General features: G+C 28.4%; 15 protein-coding genes. 11 read left to right on the top strand and 4 right to left on the bottom strand.

All coding sequences use genetic code 11. The features are described from left to right. Window positions 1-303 precede the first annotated feature (303 nt). From rppH to recC, 3 genes are all read left to right on the top strand, one after another. Window positions 304-780: an RNA pyrophosphohydrolase gene (rppH, locus tag GN161_RS00380; RefSeq protein ID WP_159714390.1), complete on the top strand. Its 477-nt coding sequence runs from the start codon at window positions 304-306 to the stop codon at window positions 778-780. Between the two features lie 221 nt (window positions 781-1,001). Further along, complete coding sequence (lgt, locus tag GN161_RS00375) at window positions 1,002-1,847, top strand: prolipoprotein diacylglyceryl transferase (protein ID WP_159714387.1); 846 nt, start codon at window positions 1,002-1,004, stop codon at window positions 1,845-1,847. Between the two features lie 508 nt (window positions 1,848-2,355). Beyond that, the gene (gene recC / locus GN161_RS00370; RefSeq protein ID WP_236840101.1) at window positions 2,356-5,700 is read left to right on the top strand and encodes an exodeoxyribonuclease V subunit gamma; all 3,345 of its coding nucleotides are present in this window, start codon (window positions 2,356-2,358) and stop codon (window positions 5,698-5,700) included. Window positions 5,701-5,835: 135 nt separating this feature from the next. On the opposite strand, the gene recD is transcribed toward recC, so the two are convergent. From recD to map, 4 genes are all read right to left on the bottom strand, one after another. Then, window positions 5,836-7,749, bottom strand: coding sequence for an exodeoxyribonuclease V subunit alpha (gene recD, locus GN161_RS00365; protein ID WP_159714382.1), 1,914 nt, complete (start codon window positions 7,747-7,749; stop codon window positions 5,836-5,838). Between the two features lie 169 nt (window positions 7,750-7,918). After that, on the bottom strand, window positions 7,919-11,449 hold the full coding sequence (gene recB / locus GN161_RS00360) for an exodeoxyribonuclease V subunit beta (RefSeq protein WP_159714380.1): 3,531 nt from the start codon (window positions 11,447-11,449) through the stop codon (window positions 7,919-7,921). A gap of 355 nt (window positions 11,450-11,804) precedes the next feature. Further along, window positions 11,805-12,626 (bottom strand): 2,3,4,5-tetrahydropyridine-2,6-dicarboxylate N-succinyltransferase, encoded by an 822-nt coding sequence (gene dapD / locus GN161_RS00355; protein WP_159714378.1) that lies wholly within the window; start codon window positions 12,624-12,626, stop codon window positions 11,805-11,807. A gap of 377 nt (window positions 12,627-13,003) precedes the next feature. Beyond that, window positions 13,004-13,798 carry a type I methionyl aminopeptidase gene (gene map / locus GN161_RS00350; RefSeq protein WP_159714376.1) on the bottom strand — a complete coding sequence of 265 codons (795 nt, stop codon included), beginning with the start codon at window positions 13,796-13,798 and terminating at the stop codon, window positions 13,004-13,006. Between the two features lie 196 nt (window positions 13,799-13,994). Here map and rpsB point away from each other — a divergent pair, with 196 nt between their 5' ends. From rpsB to rseP, 8 genes are all read left to right on the top strand, one after another. Further along, entirely contained in the window at window positions 13,995-14,678 is a 684-nt protein-coding gene (gene rpsB / locus GN161_RS00345; protein ID WP_159714374.1) for a 30S ribosomal protein S2, read from the top strand. Between the two features lie 104 nt (window positions 14,679-14,782). After that, window positions 14,783-15,595, top strand: a complete 813-nt coding sequence (gene tsf, locus GN161_RS00340; RefSeq protein ID WP_159714372.1) for a translation elongation factor Ts — start codon at window positions 14,783-14,785, stop codon at window positions 15,593-15,595. Window positions 15,596-15,813: 218 nt separating this feature from the next. Further along, complete coding sequence (gene pyrH, locus GN161_RS00335; RefSeq protein ID WP_159714370.1) at window positions 15,814-16,539, top strand: UMP kinase; 726 nt, start codon at window positions 15,814-15,816, stop codon at window positions 16,537-16,539. Window positions 16,540-16,624: 85 nt separating this feature from the next. Then, window positions 16,625-17,191, top strand: coding sequence for a ribosome recycling factor (gene frr / locus GN161_RS00330; RefSeq protein WP_159714368.1), 567 nt, complete (start codon window positions 16,625-16,627; stop codon window positions 17,189-17,191). 103 nt (window positions 17,192-17,294) lie between these two features. Further along, the gene (ispC, locus tag GN161_RS00325; protein WP_159714366.1) at window positions 17,295-18,494 is read left to right on the top strand and encodes a 1-deoxy-D-xylulose-5-phosphate reductoisomerase; all 1,200 of its coding nucleotides are present in this window, start codon (window positions 17,295-17,297) and stop codon (window positions 18,492-18,494) included. A 226-nt stretch (window positions 18,495-18,720) separates the two neighbouring features. Further along, entirely contained in the window at window positions 18,721-19,398 is a 678-nt protein-coding gene (gene uppS / locus GN161_RS00320; RefSeq protein ID WP_236840123.1) for a polyprenyl diphosphate synthase, read from the top strand. 33 nt (window positions 19,399-19,431) lie between these two features. Then, on the top strand, window positions 19,432-20,295 hold the full coding sequence (locus GN161_RS00315; RefSeq protein WP_159714360.1) for a phosphatidate cytidylyltransferase: 864 nt from the start codon (window positions 19,432-19,434) through the stop codon (window positions 20,293-20,295). A gap of 30 nt (window positions 20,296-20,325) precedes the next feature. Then, window positions 20,326-21,699, top strand: coding sequence for a sigma E protease regulator RseP (rseP, locus tag GN161_RS00310; RefSeq protein WP_159714357.1), 1,374 nt, complete (start codon window positions 20,326-20,328; stop codon window positions 21,697-21,699). The last annotated feature ends 41 nt before the right edge of the window (window positions 21,700-21,740 follow it).

The raw sequence follows: 21,740 nt of genomic DNA, 5'->3' as shown, positions 1-21,740 counted from the left end.
AAATATATATAATTAAATTAAGTTATAATTATGTATTTCTGTAAGGTTTATTAGTTCATTAATGATATGAAACCGTAATAAAAATTCTTGAATTGGATATAATTATCAGATAGCATGTAATTCGTGAGTTTGATTGTGGTAATTATTGTTGATTGGTAAGAAATAAAAAATATGTGATCATTATATATTTTTACAATAGTTTGAGTGTCATTAATCTTTATGTAACAACTAAAATGGTATATCATAATTATTTATGAATATTTATAATTTAATAAAATATTTTAATAAAACCGAGGAAATTTGGTGATTGATAATAGCGGTTACCGATTAAATGTAGGGATTGTGTTGTGTAATACTCATGAACAAGTATTGTGGGCTAGGAAATGTAAACAACATTATTGTTGGCAATTTCCTCAAGGGGGAATTAATATTGGGGAAACTCCTGAGCAAGCTATGTATAGGGAATTGTTTGAAGAAATAGGATTGAATTATCAAGATGTGCGTATTTTGTCTTCAACACAAAACTGGATACGTTATAAGCTCCCTAAAAAATTAATTCGTTGGAAAATTAGACCAATTTGCTTAGGACAAAAGCAAAAGTGGTTTTTACTAAAGCTTTTATCTAAAGATACACGAATTAATATCAGAAATAATAAAGTGTATACATTCGATAGTTGGAAGTGGGTTAGTTTATGGTATCCTATACGCCAGGTCGTATTTTTTAAAAGAAATGTGTATAGAAAAGTTATGCAAGAATTTGTTGATACGATCATATCATAATAGATATAATCATATATTATAAAAACAAATAATATTAAGAATATTTGGGCAAAAAATTAAGTTAATTTGTTATTGCATCTATGCGGGAAAAATAGATGTAGTACATGAAATTTGTACATCTAAGGGTAGATAACTGAGAATTTTAGTTAAGTACTGATTATAATAATGTATACACACAACATAACATATCAATATATCATCACTATATCAATATAATTAATATGCAGTATATTTATAGTCATGTATGTAATCCAGTGATGCTTACAATAGGGCCTATTTCGTTACATTGGTATGGTATGATGTACGGATTAGGTTTTTTGTATGCTATGTGGTCATTATCGTATCGTATACGTTATTCTAATAATATTTTATGGACCCATAAAGATGTAGAATATTTACTATATTTGTGTTTTTTTGGTGTGTTACTAGGAGGTCGTATTGGATATGTATTATGTTATCAGTGGTCTTTTTTTGCTCAAAATTTACTGTGGATTTTTAAGATATGGGAAGGAGGGATGTCTTTTCATGGTGGTTTAGTAGGAGTAATAATATCAATTAAATGGTTTTCTATAAAAAAACATCAATCTTTTTTTCAAATATCAGATTTTGTTATTCCAGTAGTACCGTTCGGATTAGGCCTTGGTAGGTTAGGAAATTTTATTAATGGAGAATTATGGGGTCGCATAGCCATTGATATTCCTTGGGCTATGTTATTTCCTAATTCTGCGTATCAAGATTTATTGATATTACCAGATCACCCTACATGGCAACCGTTATTTAATTATTATGGTTCGTTGCCTCGTCATCCATCTCAATTATATGAAATGTTTTTGGAAGGAATAATGTTATTTATTATCATAAATAAGTTTATTCGTATACCACATCCTGTAGGTAGTGTATCTGGTTTATTTCTTGTTTGTTACGGTGTGTTTCGTATTACAGCAGAATTTTTTCGTCAGCCTGATAGTCATTTAGGATTAATTAATGATATGGTTACTATGGGACAAATTTTGTCATGTCCTATGATTATATTTGGAACAATTATACTCTATCTGTCTTACAGATAATGTAATTATCAATATTGTTAAAAATTATTATTTTTTAGTGTACTATTACTTGTAACATAAGTGGCTGTATTTTTGATATCTTAATTTTAATATTATATATATATTTATTTGAAATATTAAATTCATATAATCTTGTTGATGTTAGGTACCTGTATAATATAGAAGAGAGATAACAGTAATAGTCAATATTTTTTGTGGATGTTTTATTTTAATTCTTTTAAAGCGGTAATCTTTGGTTGCTAGTGTATATCAAAATGTTTGTTATATAAAAAATTTTTATATTTATAATTATGTCTTACAGCATATTTATGTTTATAAACAAATTATATAATATTTATTTTTAGTTATAATGAGAATATGAAAATAATTCAACTATATTATGGCCTGTTAAACATATATGTATTGCATTAATAAAAATGTATTTTTTATTTAAATATTTATCAAATAAATGTTTACTATTTATCATTCTAATCAAGCAAGTCTGTTTAAAACATCATTGATCAGTATCATGTCGGATAGATTACTACCTGATCCAATGCAATCCGAAATAATATTGACAGAGCATAGTATTATAGATCAATGGATACAGATGGAACTAGCCAATCACTTTGGCATTGCATGTAATATCACATTTATGACCTTAACGTCTTTCATTCAGAATATTTCTAATGTAATAGAGCCCAATAATTCTTTTGTGAATCATTTTTCTCATTCTATTATGTATTGGAAATTTATGGAAATATTATCTCACAAGCAGATAGTAAAAAATTTCCCTATCATAGAAAAATATTTATACAACGATATCAATCAAAAAAAAATAGGTCAATTTTCCGAGCAACTTGCCAAATTATTTACTCAGTATTTAATATATCGTCCAGATTGGTTGCATAGTTGGCAATCTAATAAAACAATAAATCATTTAGATGATGATACACATCAAATTTGGCAATCAAAAATATGGCGTATATTCTTGGAAAATATAAGATGCAGTCAACATGAATCAAATAGCAATATAAGTCCTTTACAACGTTGTATCAATTTTTTTAAAACTACTCAAAAGGTGAACTGTGATTTGCCAAACAGAATATTTATTTGTGGCATAACGTCCATATCTCCTATACATTGGAAAATATTGAAACTTTTAAGTTACCATATTGATATTTACTTGTGGTTTATAAATTCTTGTTATCACAATTTGATTGATGTATTTGTTCAAAGTTCACGTTCTGTAACACAACAAAAAAAACAATCATATAATAATAATGTATTATGCTCATCTTCGTCTGTTTCTGTTTGTTGTTCTAGTTGTAATAATTATCCTAATGTAAATCATCCTTTATTAAATTCATGGGGTAATGTTGTTTGTAATTTTTTATCTTTATTTTCTCAATTAAAAAATAAAATTGAACTAAAATCTTTTGTTATCCCTAAAAAAGATTCTTTACTGCACATTGTGCAAAAGGATATTTTAGAATTTCACAGTCACACAACAAATGAAAAGCTTCAATATAATACTGCAGTATTAAAAAATAATAAAAGATACATATTAGAATTAGAGGATCAATCAATTACTTGTCATGTTTGCCATAGTATTCAGAGGGAAGTAGAAGTATTGCATGATAATTTATTGTCTATGATGGTAAATGAATCATCGTTGTCCCCAGGAGATATCCTAGTTATGGCTCCTGATATACATTGTTATGTATCAGCGATTCAAATTACATTTAACAATACACAAGGTCGACATTTACCATTTAATATTACAATAGATAAATATAAAAACAATAAACATCCCATTATATCAAGTTTTCTTAATATACTTAACATACCATATAGTCGATTTACGTCTGAGGAAATTTTTTCATTTTTGAAGGTATCATCTATTGCATCTCGATTCAATTTACGTAAGGAAGAAATCAAATTATTGTTTCAATGGATTATTTCATCTGGTGTTAGGTGGGGTCTTGATGATATTACCATGCATAATTTTAATTTACCTATTACTAGTCAAAATACCTGGAATTTTGGATTAACCCGAATGTTATTAGGTTATGCTATAAAAAATCAACATGATACCTGTTGGGAGGGAATTTTTCCACATGAGGATATGATAAACGGAGAAAATACTAACATTATTGGTCAATTAGGCGAATTTTTAAAAATATTAAAAAAGTGGAGGGACCGATTTAGTTATTCTTATACATTGTTAGAATGGAGATCTTATTTTAAAGAGTTGTTTGATGATTTTTTTCTTTGTGATCATTTAGATTCAGAAGACAACAAAGTTTTACTTTTTTTAAAAAATTGCTGTAGAAATATATTAGAATCAGGTATACAAGCAGAATACCTCCAGGTTATAAGTATAACGGCCCTGAGGGATAAATTATGTTATAAATTAAATAAAGATGCTGCGGTGTATCGATTTGTACCAAATGTAATTAATTTTTGTGATATTACTTCGAATTTTTGTATTCCTTGTAAAATAGTGTGTTTTTTAGGTATGAATGATAATACATTTCCTCGTAATACAGTATCGCCAGACTTTAATTTAATGGTGAAAAATCCACGTAAAAATGATAAAAATATATATGAACAGGATTGTTATGCATTTTTATTAGCATTTTTGTTGGCTCAACAGAGGGTATATATTAGTTTTATTGGACGTTCAATTTATGATAATACGATGAATTATCCTTCTGTATTAATTGATGAATTATTTGAATATATTGCTTTAAATTTTTATTTAAAAGACCATAAACATATGGCATTAGATATTAATATAAAATATATACGTCAGCATTTATATCACTGGTACAATCCATTTCCTTTTTCACCTGAAAATTTTAATCCTGATAATACTAGACAAAGTTTTGCCGAAGAATGGTTACCCAAAATAAATATTAATAAAAATAATTCTCTATTGATTTATCCAAATTTTAATACCCCTCTTTCTTATTGTTCTGTGAAAACAATAGATTTTCAAGATTTATATAATTTTTATCGCCATCCAGTGCGTATGTGGTTTCAAAAACGTTTAAATGTGCGTTTTGATCAAAATATATTACAGTTATCGAACTATGAACCTTTTTCTGTGGATGCATTAAATCATTATGAACTAAATATAAAATTAATTGATTATCTAATACATAATAAAAATGCTAATGAATTATACCATAGTATACATGCTTCTGGAGTTTTGCCTTATGGTCCATTTGGAGAGCTGTATTGGATTAAACAACAAAAAAAAATGATAATATTAGCAAATCAAATAAAAAAATATTATTGTGTTGAAAAACACAATCTGAATATTTCTTTAAAATTTGATACTGTTACACTAGTTGGACAGTTAACTGCAATTCAAAAGGATGGATTAATACGTTGGAAACCTCAATATCTTTCTATGAAAGATATATTGCTGTTATGGTTAGAACATATAACATTTTGTTCTATAGGTGGGAAAGGAGATAGCCGATTATTTGGTATGAACGACATATGGCATTTTCCTAATTTATCAGAATTGTATGCAAAAAATTTATTATCAACTTTAATATTAGGATATTGCACTGGGTTAAATACTCCACTATTATTATTATATCGGGCCGGGGGGGCTTGGATAAATCATGTGTTTGACTGGAATACTAGAATGATATTGTTGGATTCATCTTATCAGCAAGATGCACGTTGCAAATTAATACAAGTCTGGAAAGGCAGCAAGTATTCATTATTTAGGGAAAGTTGTGATCCATATTTAAGTAAGCTTATTCCATTTGATTTAAATGAAGAGGATGTAAATAAAATAACTAAAGTTGCAAAACGTTACTTCTTTGATGCAATGAAAAATAGAGTAATATAATAGTTCAAAATGTTTATTTTTATCAAAAAAAATAAAAAAATATTTAGAGAGTGAAAAATTTAAGTAAACTGTACATATATTGTTGTAGACGTGTGTAATACTTCATTGAGGTTATATATATACAATAACAAAGTTTTAATTTATTAAATCATGCAACATTATATGTTTCTTTATTTTGTCGTATAATCCACTATGGCGTTGTGTGACTAGAGTAATACTACGTATTATTATATGATTCGTTGCATATAGAAAAAGACATTGACGAGCTCTGGTGACAGCAGTATATAATAATTCGCGTGTTAGCACTGGCGAATGTTTGTTAGGTAATATTATTGCGATATGTTGAAATTCAGATCCTTGTGCTTTGTGTATAGTCATAGCAAAGCAAGTTTCATATTCTGGCAATTGATATATTTGTATAATTTTTATATTGTTATGTGGTAGTAGAAAATATGCAGATAGTTTATTTTGATTATTTAACAACAACACTCCAACATCTCCATTACATAAACCTAATGATGGCTTATTGCGAAGTATGACAATAGGCCTGCCTATATAATTACCAGACTTATGTACTTGGATTAATCCTCTTTCATTTAGTATTTGTTCAATATAATAATTAATTCTTATCACTCCAAATGGGCCGTCACGTAATGCACATAATATTCGATAATGATTGAAAATTTCTAAAATATTTGTTGTTAATGTTTTAACGTGTTGTAATTTTTGTAAATAACTGGAATATGCCATTGCGCATTTAATAAGCATAGTTATGTAATTTTCTTTTTCTGCACAATAGATATAATGTAAATCCTTATATATGTTTGAGTGTAATAATGACAACGTACGATTATAATCTCCTGAATTTATAGCATTAGCTAATTGATTAATTCCTGAGCTTTTACTAAATCTGTAATTTTTCTTTAGTATACATGTGCCATCAATTATACTGTTATAATTGTAATGTACGGATGATGCAGAATAAGATATATTAGGTAATATACATCCTGTAAGATCCATAAGTTCTTGGTGACGTTTGTGAGAATAATGAAAATTAGCGAATTGACACATATCTTTAAATACGGATCCAGGTTCTACTGAACATAATTGATGTTGATCTCCAAAAAAAATAACTTTTGTTTTAGATGATAACGCTAAAACTACTTGAGCTAACATAGATAAACTAATCATAGAAGATTCGTCAATAATTAAAAGATCTAAATGCGTGAGATTTGAATAATTATGTTGGATGTTTTTTTTATATAGCTGTTTTCCAAGTAAACTGTGTAAGGTAGTAGCTTTTTCTGGTAAATTACATAAGCAAAGTTGTTTTAATTGTGGAATATTATTTATTGTTGTATTAAAAGATTCACTTAACAGGGCTGCAGCCTTTCCTGTTGGAGCAGTTATTTTGATATTTAGATGATTATTATCGTTGCATAGCAATAATGCTGCTATTATTTTAGTTATGATCGATGTTTTTCCAGTCCCAGGTCCTCCAGAAATTAACACTCTTTGATGTGTTATTCCTATGGCGGTAGCTATTTTGTGCCAATCGATTTCTGTATAATTTATAGGAAATAACTGATTTAATACGTAAATTATTTTTTCTTTTTTTAAAATATTTGATTGATATTTATGATTAAAAAATTGAGCGACTATGCATTCATCTTGCCACATGTGATATAAATACAACCGTTGATTTTCCAATACTAATGGGGTTATTCGTGATCCATTGCTTACTGCGGAACAAGAGAGTAATAATTCTTGCCAATCCTCTATTGATAATGGTCCTAATTTTTTAGATATTGCATGTGTTAATTCAGGATAATGTCCTTGAAATAATCTATCAGGAGTAAGTAAACATAACGGTAAACAAACATGACCAGATCTAACATTAGCACTTAAGGTTGCACTAGCTAAAATTAATGCTTCTTTTTTTTTATATCGATTATTTTCAGAAATAGGTAGAGTTAATACATTAGAGAATTGTATATCTAATGAATTCCACAGCTCTAATTGTAAAAATTTTTTCACAATATCTTTCATAGGAACTATCGTTTAATTATATATAGTAGTTGATATCATTTTTAATATCAAAAGATATAGGTGTATTGGTTTTTAATGTATGACATGATGTCTGTGTTATGTTATTTGAGAATGTACTTTTTCGTTTTATATAATAAATTTAAACATTACGTATTTAATAATATTTAGATTATTTTTTAAATAATAAATTGTCTAATTTATTAATAAATGTTAGTGATGGACGAAAGAAATAAATACCGTTACTATACGGTGTTCCATCCATACCTCGTATAAATAAATAATACACTCCTCCAAAATATTTCTCATAATTGTAAGATACGAGCCTATTACGTAGGAATCGATGTAGCGCTAAAGTATAAAGTTGATATTGTAATTCATAACGATGTTCAATCATTTCTTGTGTCATTTTAGAATGAATATAAGCATTGTTATTTTTTCCTAACCAATTAGTTTTATAATCTAATAAATAATACTGCTGATTCCAACGAAAGATTAAATCAATACATCCTTGTAACATTCCTGTTACTTCTAAAAAAGTGAGCGGTGGAGATTTTTGTGATAAAGGATCGTAATTTTTACATAAATGGTCTAATTCTTGTGATGTTAAATGAGTATTAATAGGTAAATAAAATTTAAGTTCAGTTTTTTTATTTTTAGGAGTTATTTGCGCAAGAGTTAGATTGTCATTATTAAGGGGTGTGTTGAATACTGTATATATCCATTCTCGAATAGTAAATCCCCAAATAGGATCAATATTGTATTGTTCCATATGTATGTGTAACCATTTTATATCCACAAGTTTTTTAAAATCTAAAATTTCAAAGATACTATGGAAAAAGTTTCCACATACTTTACCTTTAGGAAAAGTATGTGGTGTTAACGAAATGTCATTTTCTTGATGCTGAATGTTTGCATCGATATCTAATTGTTTCTGAAAATTTAAACATGTTGTCGTATCAGTATGTTTTAGTGCGCTAAAACTTGTCATTTTCCACGGAATGGTATTTACTGATTTTTTCCATTTTCTTGCAGATAGAAATTGATTGGATACAATAGGTGGTATATGAAAAAATGGTTTTTGTGATTGAGGAATGATACGAAAGGAAATATCACCATTTGAATTAATAGTTAGCTTTTTTAAATGTTGTTTTAATGTTTCTGCGTTGCCAGAAGTTTTTTTTTGGATTAAATACCCCAAGGCGCTGTGATGTAAATCACTGATATTAGATTTTTTTTTATATCGGTGTACTACTGGGGCAATACCTATAGAACAATGATAAATACTACGAGTTACTGCTACATATAATAACCTTAAATCTTCTGATAAACGCTCTTCGTCTGCTAATATTGAATTGTTTTTTGATACGTTAAAATTTAGATGGGTTTTATATGATTTTCTGTCATGAAAAAAAATATTTTTTTTATAATTAAAATCTGCCATAAATGGTAAAAATGTTAATGGAAATTCTAATCCTTTAGATTTGTGTATTGTGCTAATTTTTATTAATTGATCATTATTATTTGATCGTAAAGTTTGGTCAGATATTTTTTTGCTTTTTGGCTGTGTTATTTTTAACATTAACCATTCCATGAGTGTATATTCATCTTGTAATTCTTTTGAGGCATTTTGTAGTAATTCACTTAAATGTAAAATATTTATTAATCTGATGTCACCTTTTGGTATAGATAATAATTTTTCTGGTGTTTTATAGTAAAAAATTATCTTTTGTATCATCAGATATACACCTTTTTTTTTCCAAATAGAATAATATTCGGAAAACTCTTCAATTATTTGTTCCCATTTGTATTCATTGTTATTGATATTTTCAATATCAGCTGCATTTAATCCAAAAAAAACAGTGGTTAAGGCAGTGCAAATTGTATTACGCTCTGGAAATAAAATTGCTCGTAATAATAATGATAATTCGTAAGATTCTACTGTTTCAAAAACATTTTTGTGATGAGATAAAAATACTGTTGATATATTTACTGTTGATAAAACAGAGCGAATAAGTGATGCTTCTTCATGATTGCGTACTAATATAGTTATATCTGATGTTTTTAATTTTCTTTTATGTTTGTCATCTTCTAACCAAGCCGTTCCATTATGTATTTCATGTAATAAATTATGTAAAATAGTGGCACATTCCTTTGCCATTGCTTGTTTATAGTTGTTCATTGTAACTATTTCGTCGGGATGTAGCCAAAAACACATAGCTTTTTGTAATTGATTGTTTATTAGAAATCGATACATATGATTGCGGCTAGCCGCTTCTGAAGGAATAAAAGGAATATCTTTGAAAATAAATGGATTAGAGTTTAGCTGGAACAATTGGTTAATTGCATTAACTATATTTGATGATGAACGCCAATTAATATTCAGATTGTATTTGTTACATATCGCTCGACGTATTTTCATATAAACAAATATATCGGCTCCACGGAAAGCATAAATTGATTGTTTGGGATCCCCTATTAAAATAAGACTATTTTTTGAATAATTATTATACAGTGTGTGGAAAATTTTAAATTGATGTGAATCTGTGTCTTGGAATTCATCAATAATAGCTACCGGATAACACGTGCGTATTATATTTGCTAATTTATTGTCTTTATTTTTAACTAGATTATGAGCTAAAACATCAACAAGATCGTTAAAAGTGATTTCTGATCTTAAATGTTGGGTGTTATTTAAATCTTTACGTACTTCATTTATTGTAATATCAAGTATTAGTTCTTTAAATAATGACAATTGGTGATATAATTTTTCTATTGAATCAAATAAGGTATATATATAATCAGATCTATAATAATTATGTATCCTTAATTCTGTTGCTCTAAAACGTTGTAGATCATTAGGTATAGTATGATCAATTGTTGATTGTTTAATCCATTGATTAATTTTATCTATCCAACGTATTAAATTTTTTTTGTTGTATATTTTATGATTAATATCATAAGAATGAATGATATCAATTATATTATATTTGTTTTTATACCATTGTTTTTTTAAAAAATTAATATCATTCAGGATTTTTTCATAATACTTTACAATACTTTTTTTTTCTTCATGTATATTGTTATAATTGATACTAGGTCTGGATCCATGTATATAAGGAAGGATATCTTTTAAAAGTGTGTTTGGATCTTTCCAATGTTCTTGAATGAAGCTTACTATATTCAATGGAAGTGAATAAAAATTTCTTCTCCAAAAATCGGTACATACTTGTTGATATAATATTATTTCATTATCAATAATATTTGTATCAAATAGCATGTTTAATTCGATTGTGTTATGGTATAAAATATTTTGACAAAAACTATGAATAGTGAATATAGATGCTTGATTGATGTTTTTTTCTGCTTCAGATAATTGATATATAGCTAAATTTATATTAGTTATCTGTAACAATAATTCAGAAAATAAAAAATTATCACTATATCCACGTATACAATCTAATCGTAATTGATGAATATTTTCTTTTATGCGATGACGTAGTTCTTGTGCTCCAGATTTAGTAAAAGTTACTACAAGAATTTCTTTTATTGTTAAAGGACGGTAAAAATCTGATTTTTTTTTTAAACATAATAATAATCTAAGATAAATTATTATAAGAGCATATGTCTTACCAGTTCCCGCTGAAGCTTCAATGAGATTAATCCCACAAAGAGGTAGTTTTAAAACATTTAAATTGCGCACGGTTATTGTTTGTATTGCTTAAAAATAATAGATAAATATATATATATTATATTTAATTTTATTAAAAACTATATTTGTTATAGTTTTTTTTAAAATATATAAAATAATTCAATTACGGTGAATGATTTATCTACGTATAAAATCAGTAGGTAATTTTTTGGTAATATCCAGATATATCTTTTTATATTATTTTTGAATAAGTTATGATTAATGATGTTTATACATATAAGTTAAATAGATAGAAATTAATTTTTTTCAAAACTACAGGTATACATAGTGTCTCAATAATACTAAAGCAATAAACATCGCAACATTTCATGTAATACGAAAGTATTAAACGAATAAATAAAGTATTTTATGCATCACGTAATAATTCATTTATTTTAATTTTATTTTTAGTTTTAGAATCGACTGTTTTTACTATTACTGCGCAGTAAGTATTGACACATCCGTCCTTAGACGGCAGACTTCCGGGAATTACGACTGAACCAGCTGGAACACGTCCATAGTGTATCTTCCCGCTATCTCGATCATATATTTTGGTGCTTTGACCTATAAATACTCCCATGGAAATTACAGCACCTTTTTCAACAATTACGCCTTCTACTATTTCAGAACGAGACCCGATAAAACAATTATCTTCGATGATAGTTGGATTAGCTTGGATAGGTTCTAAGACTCCTCCAATACCAACACCTCCAGATAAATGTACATATTTTCCAATTTGAGCGCATGATCCAACTGTAGCCCAAGTGTCAATCATTGTGCCTACATCAATATAAGCACCAATATTGATGTAGGAAGGCATAATCACTGTGTTAGTAGCAACGTAAGCTCCGTAACGTACAGTAGCTGGGGGAATTACGCGTAATTTTTTTTCTTTAAAATGTGCGGCATCCCAGCCGGAAAATTTCATGGGAAATTTATCAAAAAAACGACCATTTCCCCAAGTTATTAATTGATTGTCCATAGTACAAAACGAAAGTATGATTGCTTTTTTTATCCATTGATGAGTAATCCATATATTATGAATTTTTTCTGATATACGTAATGTTCCATTATCTAATCCATCCATAATTTTTTGAATAGCATTATTTAAGATGGGCTCAATGTTATTTTTTGAAATGTGTTCTTTTCTTTCAAATGCATTTTCTATTATATTTTGTAACTGATTCATATGTTTTATGTCCATAATATATGGTTCATTTAAGATGTCGTTCATAACTAATTTTTAAAATAATTTTTGTTTAGATTAATATCATATAAATTTTTGTATTCGTTTACATATCATTAAATAAACTACTAATAATATTTAGTATAATATCACTGCATATCTACGATGATGCGCAGGTGTGCCTGTTATTGATAAAAATAAAGAAGTAAATGTTGTAATGTATTTTCATTAAAGTAAAATAAATAAAAATCGTAATTTTCCGTTTTAATAAATATATGAATATTAATTACATAATATATGATAATAGGTTAATTCAAATTAATTGCTAATACAATTTTAAATATACTTAAAAAGTTAATTTTAAACAAATATATGTTTAATCAATTGTAGTGACAAATAATTGATGGTAAAGATTCATCGGATCGTAGAGTTAATATTTCGCAACCATTTTCTGTAATAACAATGGTATGTTCATATTGTGCAGACAAATTATGATCTTTTGTTTTTACTGTCCATCCATCATTTTCAACATAAATATGGCGTGCACCTGCATTTACCATAGGTTCTATCGTTAATGTCATTCCAGATCGCAATATGACACCGTCATCATCAGCATCATAGTGTAATACGTGTGGAGCTTCATGAAAAAACTTTCCAATCCCATGGCCACAATATTCTCTTACTATTGAAAAATTTTGCTTTTCAACAAAACTTTGAATAGTTTGACCTACTTTTCTTAAGCGTATACCTGGCTTAATCATACGAATAGCCAAGTAAAGACTGTCTTGAGTTACTTGACATAATCGGTGTCCTAATGTGGTCGATTGACCAACAATAAACATTCTAGAAGTATCAGCATATAATCCATCTTTAATTACAGTAATATCAATATTTATAATATCACCTGCTTTTAATGTATGTAAATTGTTTGGAATACCATGACACACAACATCATTAATTGAAGTGCAAATAGACTTAGGAAATCCATGATAACCAAGAGGAGCGGATATAGCATGTTTTATTTTTGTAATATAATCGTGACAAATAGAATCTAATTCTCCAGTACTAATTCCAGGTTGTATGTAAGGTTCAATCATTTCTAATACTTCTGCGGCTAACTTTCCGGCAACGCGCATTTTTGTTATATCTGTAATTGTTTTAATAATAATCTTCATAATGTGTATTATAGTTGTGTGATTAATGAATACATAATATGTGGGCATTTAGGTTTACTGTATTAGATAAATTATTCCTTATACCTAACTTATCAAGAATAATTATAACATGTATTATATAATTTATCTATGTTTAAGTACTGATAACCATTAATATTATAATATAATATATTTTGAAAATTAATTGAGGTGTATAATGGAACAACTTTCTATACGGGACATGCTTCAAGCTGGGGTTCATTTTGGTCATCAAACTCGTTATTGGAATCCTAAAATGAAACCTTTTATTTTTGGTGTTCATAATAAAATACATATTATCAATTTAGAAATAACTGCCTTAATGTTTAAAAAAGCCTTAATAGAACTAAATAAAATTGCTTCACTAAAGGGTAAAATTTTGTTCGTAGGTACAAAACGCGCAGCTAGCGAAGCAGTGAAAAAAACAGCACTTGCTTGTAATCAATTTTTTGTGAATCACCGTTGGTTAGGTGGGATGTTAACTAATTGGAAAACGGTGCGTCAATCTATAAAACGTCTAAAAGATTTAGAAACTCAATCTCAAGATGGTACTTTTAAAAAATTAACTAAAAAAGAGGCATTGATTTTGAATCGCGAACTTATTAATTTAGAAAATAGTTTAGGGGGTATTAAAAATATGGGTGGACTTCCAGATGCAATTTTTGCTATTGGTTCAACACATGAACATATCGCTATAAAAGAAGCAAATAGTTTAGGTATACCGGTTTTTGCGATAGTTGATACTAACTCTAATCCAGATGGAATAGATTTTATTATTCCAGGTAATGATGATTCCGTGCGTGCGATCAATTTGTATTTAAATATAATATTTAATGTAATAGATATGGATTGTGTTGCGTGATTAGTATAATCAAAATTACATGTAAGTTATACTAATAGTTAAATGTTTAGAATCATGTTTCCTTATATATATTCTCAATATGACGATTTTACTGTGGAAAAAAAATGATTGATATTAATAATAATTTAATTAAAGAATTACGTAAGCGCACTGGTATTGGTGTTTTAGAGTGCAAACAAGCTTTGATTGCAGCTAATGGGAATCTCGAATTAGCTATAGATAACATGAGAAAATCCGGTCTCAAAATTGCTGTTCAAAAGTCTGGACGTACAACATCATCAGGTTTAATTACGGTAGAAATTATATCTACTGAAAAATACAAATACGGTATTATGATGGAAATAAACTGCGAAACTGATTTTGTAGCGAAAGATAGTACTTTTCAAGAGTTCGCTAAAATTGTTACTATTACAGCATTAAATGAAAAGATCGATAGTATTGATATTTTAAACACTAAATTTTCAGAACAACGTTCTAATTTAGTTTCGAAAGTTGGAGAAAACATAAAAATTCGTAGGCTGATTACATTAACAGGTAATTTTTTAGGGTGTTATGTACATAGATCAAAAATTGGTGTAATAGTGACTGCCAGTGGGAATGTAACTACAGATGTAATAAAACACATTGCCATGCATATTGCAGCTAGAAGTCCTAGGTATGTTAGCGTGGATGATATTCCATCAGATATAATGATGCGTGAAAATAATATTCAGATGGATATTGCTATGCGATCTGGAAAATCATGTAAAATTTCAGAAAAAATAACTGAAGGGCGCGTGAATAAATTTATAAACGATATTGTACTATTAAAACAAAACTTCATAATGGATATTAGTAAAACAGTAGAGCAGTTATTAAATGATCATTGTATTAGAATTAATAATTTTGCTCGTTTTGAATTAGGTGAGGATATATAAATTAATATGTTATGTGTATTAATGTAAATAGTTTAATCATTGAACATGGATCATCATAGTTTTTTTGAGTTAATATATTCAATATTGCAATCATAAAAACTATGTTAATTACATTGATTACATCGAAATAGTTATTGATATGTTATATTATACTTTGATAGTTTCATTTAGTTAGTGTTTGCTTCTGTTTATGCCATTTTTTGTGAGGAATATAATTAATGGTAACTCACACAAAACCAATTTATCGGCGTATCGTGCTTAAAATGAGCGGAGAAGCTCTACAAGGAGCCGAAGGTTTTGGAATTGATACTACTGTATTAAACCGAATGGTTATAGAACTTAAAGAACTAGTTAACATAGGCATTCAAATAGGTATAGTTATGGGAGGTGGTAATTTATTTCGAGGCGCCGGATTAGTTAAAGCTGGTATGAATCGTGTAGTTGGAGATCACATAGGAATGTTAGCGACTATAATGAATGGATTAGCTATGAGGAGTGCGTTACATCGTGCTTATGTCCATTCTCGTTTGATGTCAGCTATCCCGTTACATGGGGTGTGTGATCATTATAATTGGATAAAAGCTGTTGATTTATTATCTAATAATTGGGTAGTAATTTTTGCAGCTGGCACTGGAAATCCTTTGTTTACTACTGATTCTGCAGCTTGTTTACGTGGTATTGAAATTAAAGCAGATGTGGTACTTAAAGCAACGAAAGTGGATGGTGTGTTTTCTACCGATCCGGTTCAACATCCTGATGCCATATTGTATGAACAATTAAGTTACCAAGATGTATTGGAGCGTGAGTTAAAAGTTATGGATTTGACAGCATTTACATTAGCACGAGAACACAATTTGCCGATACGTATATTTAATATAAATAAATTTGGAGCATTAAAAAGAATAATAATGGGATATAAAGAGGGGACTCTAATTACCAAATAGTTTAAATATTCTAACATTATAATGAAATACTTAAATTCATATAAATTGACTTTTTAATTAAGCAATATAAAGTGGGGTATGTGATGTGATTAATAAGATGGATAATATTCAGAGAGATTTAGAAATACACATGAAAAAATGCATTAAAAGCTTCAAAATGAATATGAATACTATTCATGTAGGGCGCGCTTCTTCGAATATGTTAAATAGCATCCGAATAGATTATTATGGGGTATTAACTCCATTATTTCAACTAGCGAATATTATAGTAGAAAATGCACGAACATTAACTATCACAGTTTTTGATCATAAAATAATTAAATCAACGGAAAAAGCTATTTTTATGTCTGATTTAGGATTAATTCCTGTTTCTTGTGGAAATGTGATTCGAGTCACGTTACCTTCATTAACTGAAGAACGTCGTCATATTTTAATCAAAATGATACGCACTGAAGCAGAAAAAAGTAAAATATCTGTAAGAAACATACGTCGTATTGCTAATGATAAAACGAGAATTTTACTTAAAAACAAAGAAATTAATGAAGATGAAGAGCATTTTTTTCAAAACGAAATTCAAAAACTAACTAATATTTGGATTAAAGAAATTGATACTATTTTAGCAGAAAAAGAATTAGACTTAATGAGGTTTTGAATATTAAATGGTATATATGATCGATATCATCTATTAATACACTAATTAACAATAAAAAATAAAATTTTTGATGTTTATATTAAATGAGATTTGATTTACACATATGCAATCTTTAACAATTTTAGGTAGTACTGGGTCTATTGGAAAAGCCACTCTTTCTGTAATACAACAACATACCGATAAGTTTTTTGTACATGCATTGGTGGCTAAAGATAATGTTTCTGTAATGACGGAACAATGTATAACGTTGAATCCTAAATATGCATGTCTGATATATGAAGAGGCTGCAAGGATATTGAAAAAAAATTTAATCACAGCTGGAAAACATGGGATTGAGGTGTTATCTGGTGTAGTAAATGCCTGTGAATTGGCAGCAATTGATGATGTGGATATGGTAATGTCCGCTATAGTTGGAATTGCTGGATTGAAACCTACTTTTGCTGCATTGCGTGCTGGTAAAAAAATATTATTAGCGAATAAAGAAACTTTAGTTGTTTGTGGAAAATTTTTTATGAAAGAAGCTAAACGATATAGTGCCTGTATATTGCCTATAGACAGTGAACATAACGCTATTTTTCAAAATTTACCAGTGATATGTCAGAGGAATGTGGGACATATGTCTTTATCTGAGTGTGGTATATCCCGTATTGTCTTAACAGCATCTGGAGGAATTTTCTTTAAAGAACCACAAGAAAAATTGACTAAAATAACACCAGAGCAAGCCTGTATTCATCCTAATTGGTCTATGGGGCATAAGATATCAGTGGATTCTGCTACTATGATGAATAAAGGACTAGAATATATAGAAGCACGTCATTTATTTAATGCTAAACCTAATGAGATAGAAATATTGTTACATCCTCAGTCTATTGTTCATGCAATGGTATATTACACTGATGGGAATGTTTTAGCGCATTTAGCTCCTCCGGATATGAGGATTCCTATTGCCTATGCAATGGCCTATCCCGACAGAATTGGATTGAAAATTTTATCTAATATAAATATACATTGTCTTAATAAATTACATTTTGAGCAGTTAGATAACCGAAGGTATCCTTGTTTACAATTAGCAATAGAGGCTGATAATTGTAGTCAAGCCGCAACTATTGTTTTAAACGCAGCAAACGAGATTGCCGTAGAAGCATTTCTAAATAGAATGATTTCTTTTACTACAATTCCTGATATTATTCGTTGCGCACTTGAAGAAATAAATTTAAAGGATCCTGATGATGTAGAAGATATTTTATATATTGACCGAAAAGCTCGTGAAAAAGCAATATCGATGTGTAATATATGTAAATAGTGTGTTTTCTTGCAAATAAGTTATCACGTTATTGCATATATAGTATAAAAGTTATGTGATTAATTTTATTGATCTATAATTATAGTATTTGGTTTTTGTAAATAATACTTTTACTGAACATAAAGATATTTAATTTGGAAAATAAACAAGTGTGATATTATTTCAACATAATCAACGTCTTAACACTTTTTCATCTAATTTATTACCACGTCATGTTGCTATCATCATGGATGGTAATGGTCGTTGGGCAAGAACACGAGGAAAGTTACGTATTGTTGGTCATCAGGCTGGATTTAATGCGGTTCGACGTGCTGTTCATTTTGCCGTTAACTATAAATTTGATGCACTGACTTTGTATGCGTTTAGCAGTGAAAATTGGAAACGTCCTGATAAAGAGATTGATTCTTTGATGCGATTATTTTCTCATGCATTAAATAACGAAATAGATGCCTTGCATGAAAATAATATTAAATTAAGAATTATAGGAGATATTAATCGATTTGCTGTTGAATTACAAAAAAATATACGCCGTTCTGAAAAATTAACGGCTAACAATAGTGGACTGACGCTTAATATTGCAGCAAATTATGGGGGGCGATGGGACATTATTCAAGGGGTGAAAAAGCTTGCTACGAAAGTACAAAAAGGAATATTAAGTCCTAATCAAATCGATGAAGATGCATTGTGCAAATGCGTTTGTATGAATGAATTAGCTCCAGTAGATTTAGTGATCCGAACGGGAGGTGAACATCGTATCAGTAATTTTTTACTCTGGCAGATAGCATATGCTGAATTGTTTTTTACGGATGTGTTATGGCCTGATTTTAACGATGTTATATTTAAAAGAGCGTTAAATACTTTTATGAAAAGAGAGCGTCGATTTGGGAACAGTACATTTATGTAATATAAATGAACCATGTGAGTAGGGAGAAAATATTTGTTAAGAAATCGTTTAATTAGTATGTTGATATTAATTCCTATTATTATTTTTATGTTATTTTTACTGCCTATCATACAATTTTCAATTTTTGTATTTGTCATGTGTTTAATTAGTGCATGGGAATGGGGTAACATGATGTATTTTTCTGATTATATAAATCGAATATGGATATGCGTTATATTTGGATTATTATGTATTACAATGATAATTATGACATCACAAAGTGATTTCTATTGTGATAGATGGCGTATTTTTTGGTATTTTTTTTGTGTTATGAGTATAACGTGGTGGATACTAGCATTGTTATTAATATTATCTTATCCTGATTCTGCTATTTTTTGGAAACAATCTAATATATTACGTGTTTTTTTTGGAATATTGATAATTTTACCATTTTTTTGGGGGATATTAACGTTGCGTCAATTTCATCACATCAACGATAACGTTATTGGATCATGGCTTTTACTATATATTTTAATATTGATTTGGATTAATGATTCTAGTGCGTATATTATTGGTAGAACTTTGGGGCGACGTAAGTTATTGGAAAGTGTATCTCCTAAAAAAACTTGGGAAGGATGCATTGGAGGCATATTAATTTCAACAGGAATTTCATGGTTATTTAGTAGAAAACATATACCATTTAATAGTATTAATCCATACGTTATATTTTTTTGTTCTACAATTGCAATTATAGTTTCTATAATTGGAGATTTAACTGAAAGTATGTTTAAGAGAGAAGCTGGTATTAAAGATAGTGGAAGTTTGATTCCTGGACACGGAGGAATGTTAGATCGTATAGATAGCTTAGTTGCTGCAGTACCTATTTTCGTTTGTCTGATATTATTAAGTCTATATTAATTTATCAAAAATAGAGAATTAATAAAAATCATGTTATTACATTTTTTTTGGAATTTAACTGCATTTATCCTTGCATTAGGAATACTTATTACAGTACATGAATGTGGACATTTTGCAGCAGCACGGTTTTTAAAAGTAAAAGTAGAGCGATTTTCTATAGGGTTCGGTCCTGTGTTATGGAGTTGGCGTGATTCACATGATACTGAATATGTAATTTCCGCGGTTCTTTTTGGTGGATATGTTAAATTATTTAATAATCGGGAAAAAATTACACTTTTGAATCAGGAATATAACAATACATTCGATGATCAGCACGTCTGGAAAAAAAGTATTATCGTAATCTCAGGGCCTATTTTTAATTTTATTTTTTCTATTTTGTCATATGTATTGATTTTTGTAATAGGTATACCTATTCACAAACCGGTAATCCATTCTGTTATACCTAATTCTATTGTTGCTCAATCGGGTGTAGAATCTGGTGTAGAAATTAAATCAATTAATAATATTCAGACTAATGATTGGGATACAGTTCGTTTAGAAATTTTTAATAGTATAGGTAAAGAAAAAATTGTTATTTCTACTATGCCAATAAATAATAGTAAATGCATTAATACTTATACTATTAAGTTATCTTATAATTGGTTTAATAAGGTTGCTAATCATCAAGATCCTATAATAGCATTAGGTATTCTTCCTTTTCATACATACATGTCACCAATTTTATCAGAAATAAAACCTGATTCTGCTGCAAAACGAGCTGGTTTGAAAGTTGGAGATAAAATTGTCTCAGTTGATGATCAACTAATATATGATTGGGAGTTATTTATTAAAATTATTAAAAATAATCCAGGAAAAACTTTTAAAATTACCATAGAACGAAAAAATAAAATATTAAATTTAAATTTAACACCAAATAAGAATCATATGCTTCATTCTGATCAAGTAGAGAGCGTGATAGGTGCTTTTCCAAAGATTATTTGCATACCGATGGAACATCATGTAATCCGTCAATATGGGGTATATTTAGCGATACTGCAAGCTTGTGAAAAAACTTGGAAATTAATATGCCTAACAACTAATATATTGTTTAAATTAATTACTGGAGATATTAATATGACTCATCTTCGCGGTCCAATTGCAATAGCGCAAGGAGCAGGTGAATCAGCTCAATCTGGATTAATTTATTATCTCATGTTTTTATCTTTAATTAGTATCAATTTAGGAATTGTTAATTTATTTCCTTTACCAGGATTAGATGGTGGTCACTTATTTTTTTTTATAATAGAAAAAATAAAAGGAACATCAATATCCAAGGAAATACAGAGTGTTGGTTATATTATCGGATCTATTATTCTCATGTTAATGATGTGTTTATCGATTTTCAACGATATATCTAGACTATGATAATTAATAGTAAATTTATATTACAAATATTAAAAATAATA

Source organism: Blochmannia endosymbiont of Camponotus nipponensis (assembly GCF_009827135.1).
Lineage (GTDB): Bacteria > Pseudomonadota > Gammaproteobacteria > Enterobacterales > Enterobacteriaceae > Blochmanniella.
This window is presented reverse-complemented; position numbering and strand designations above follow the sequence as displayed.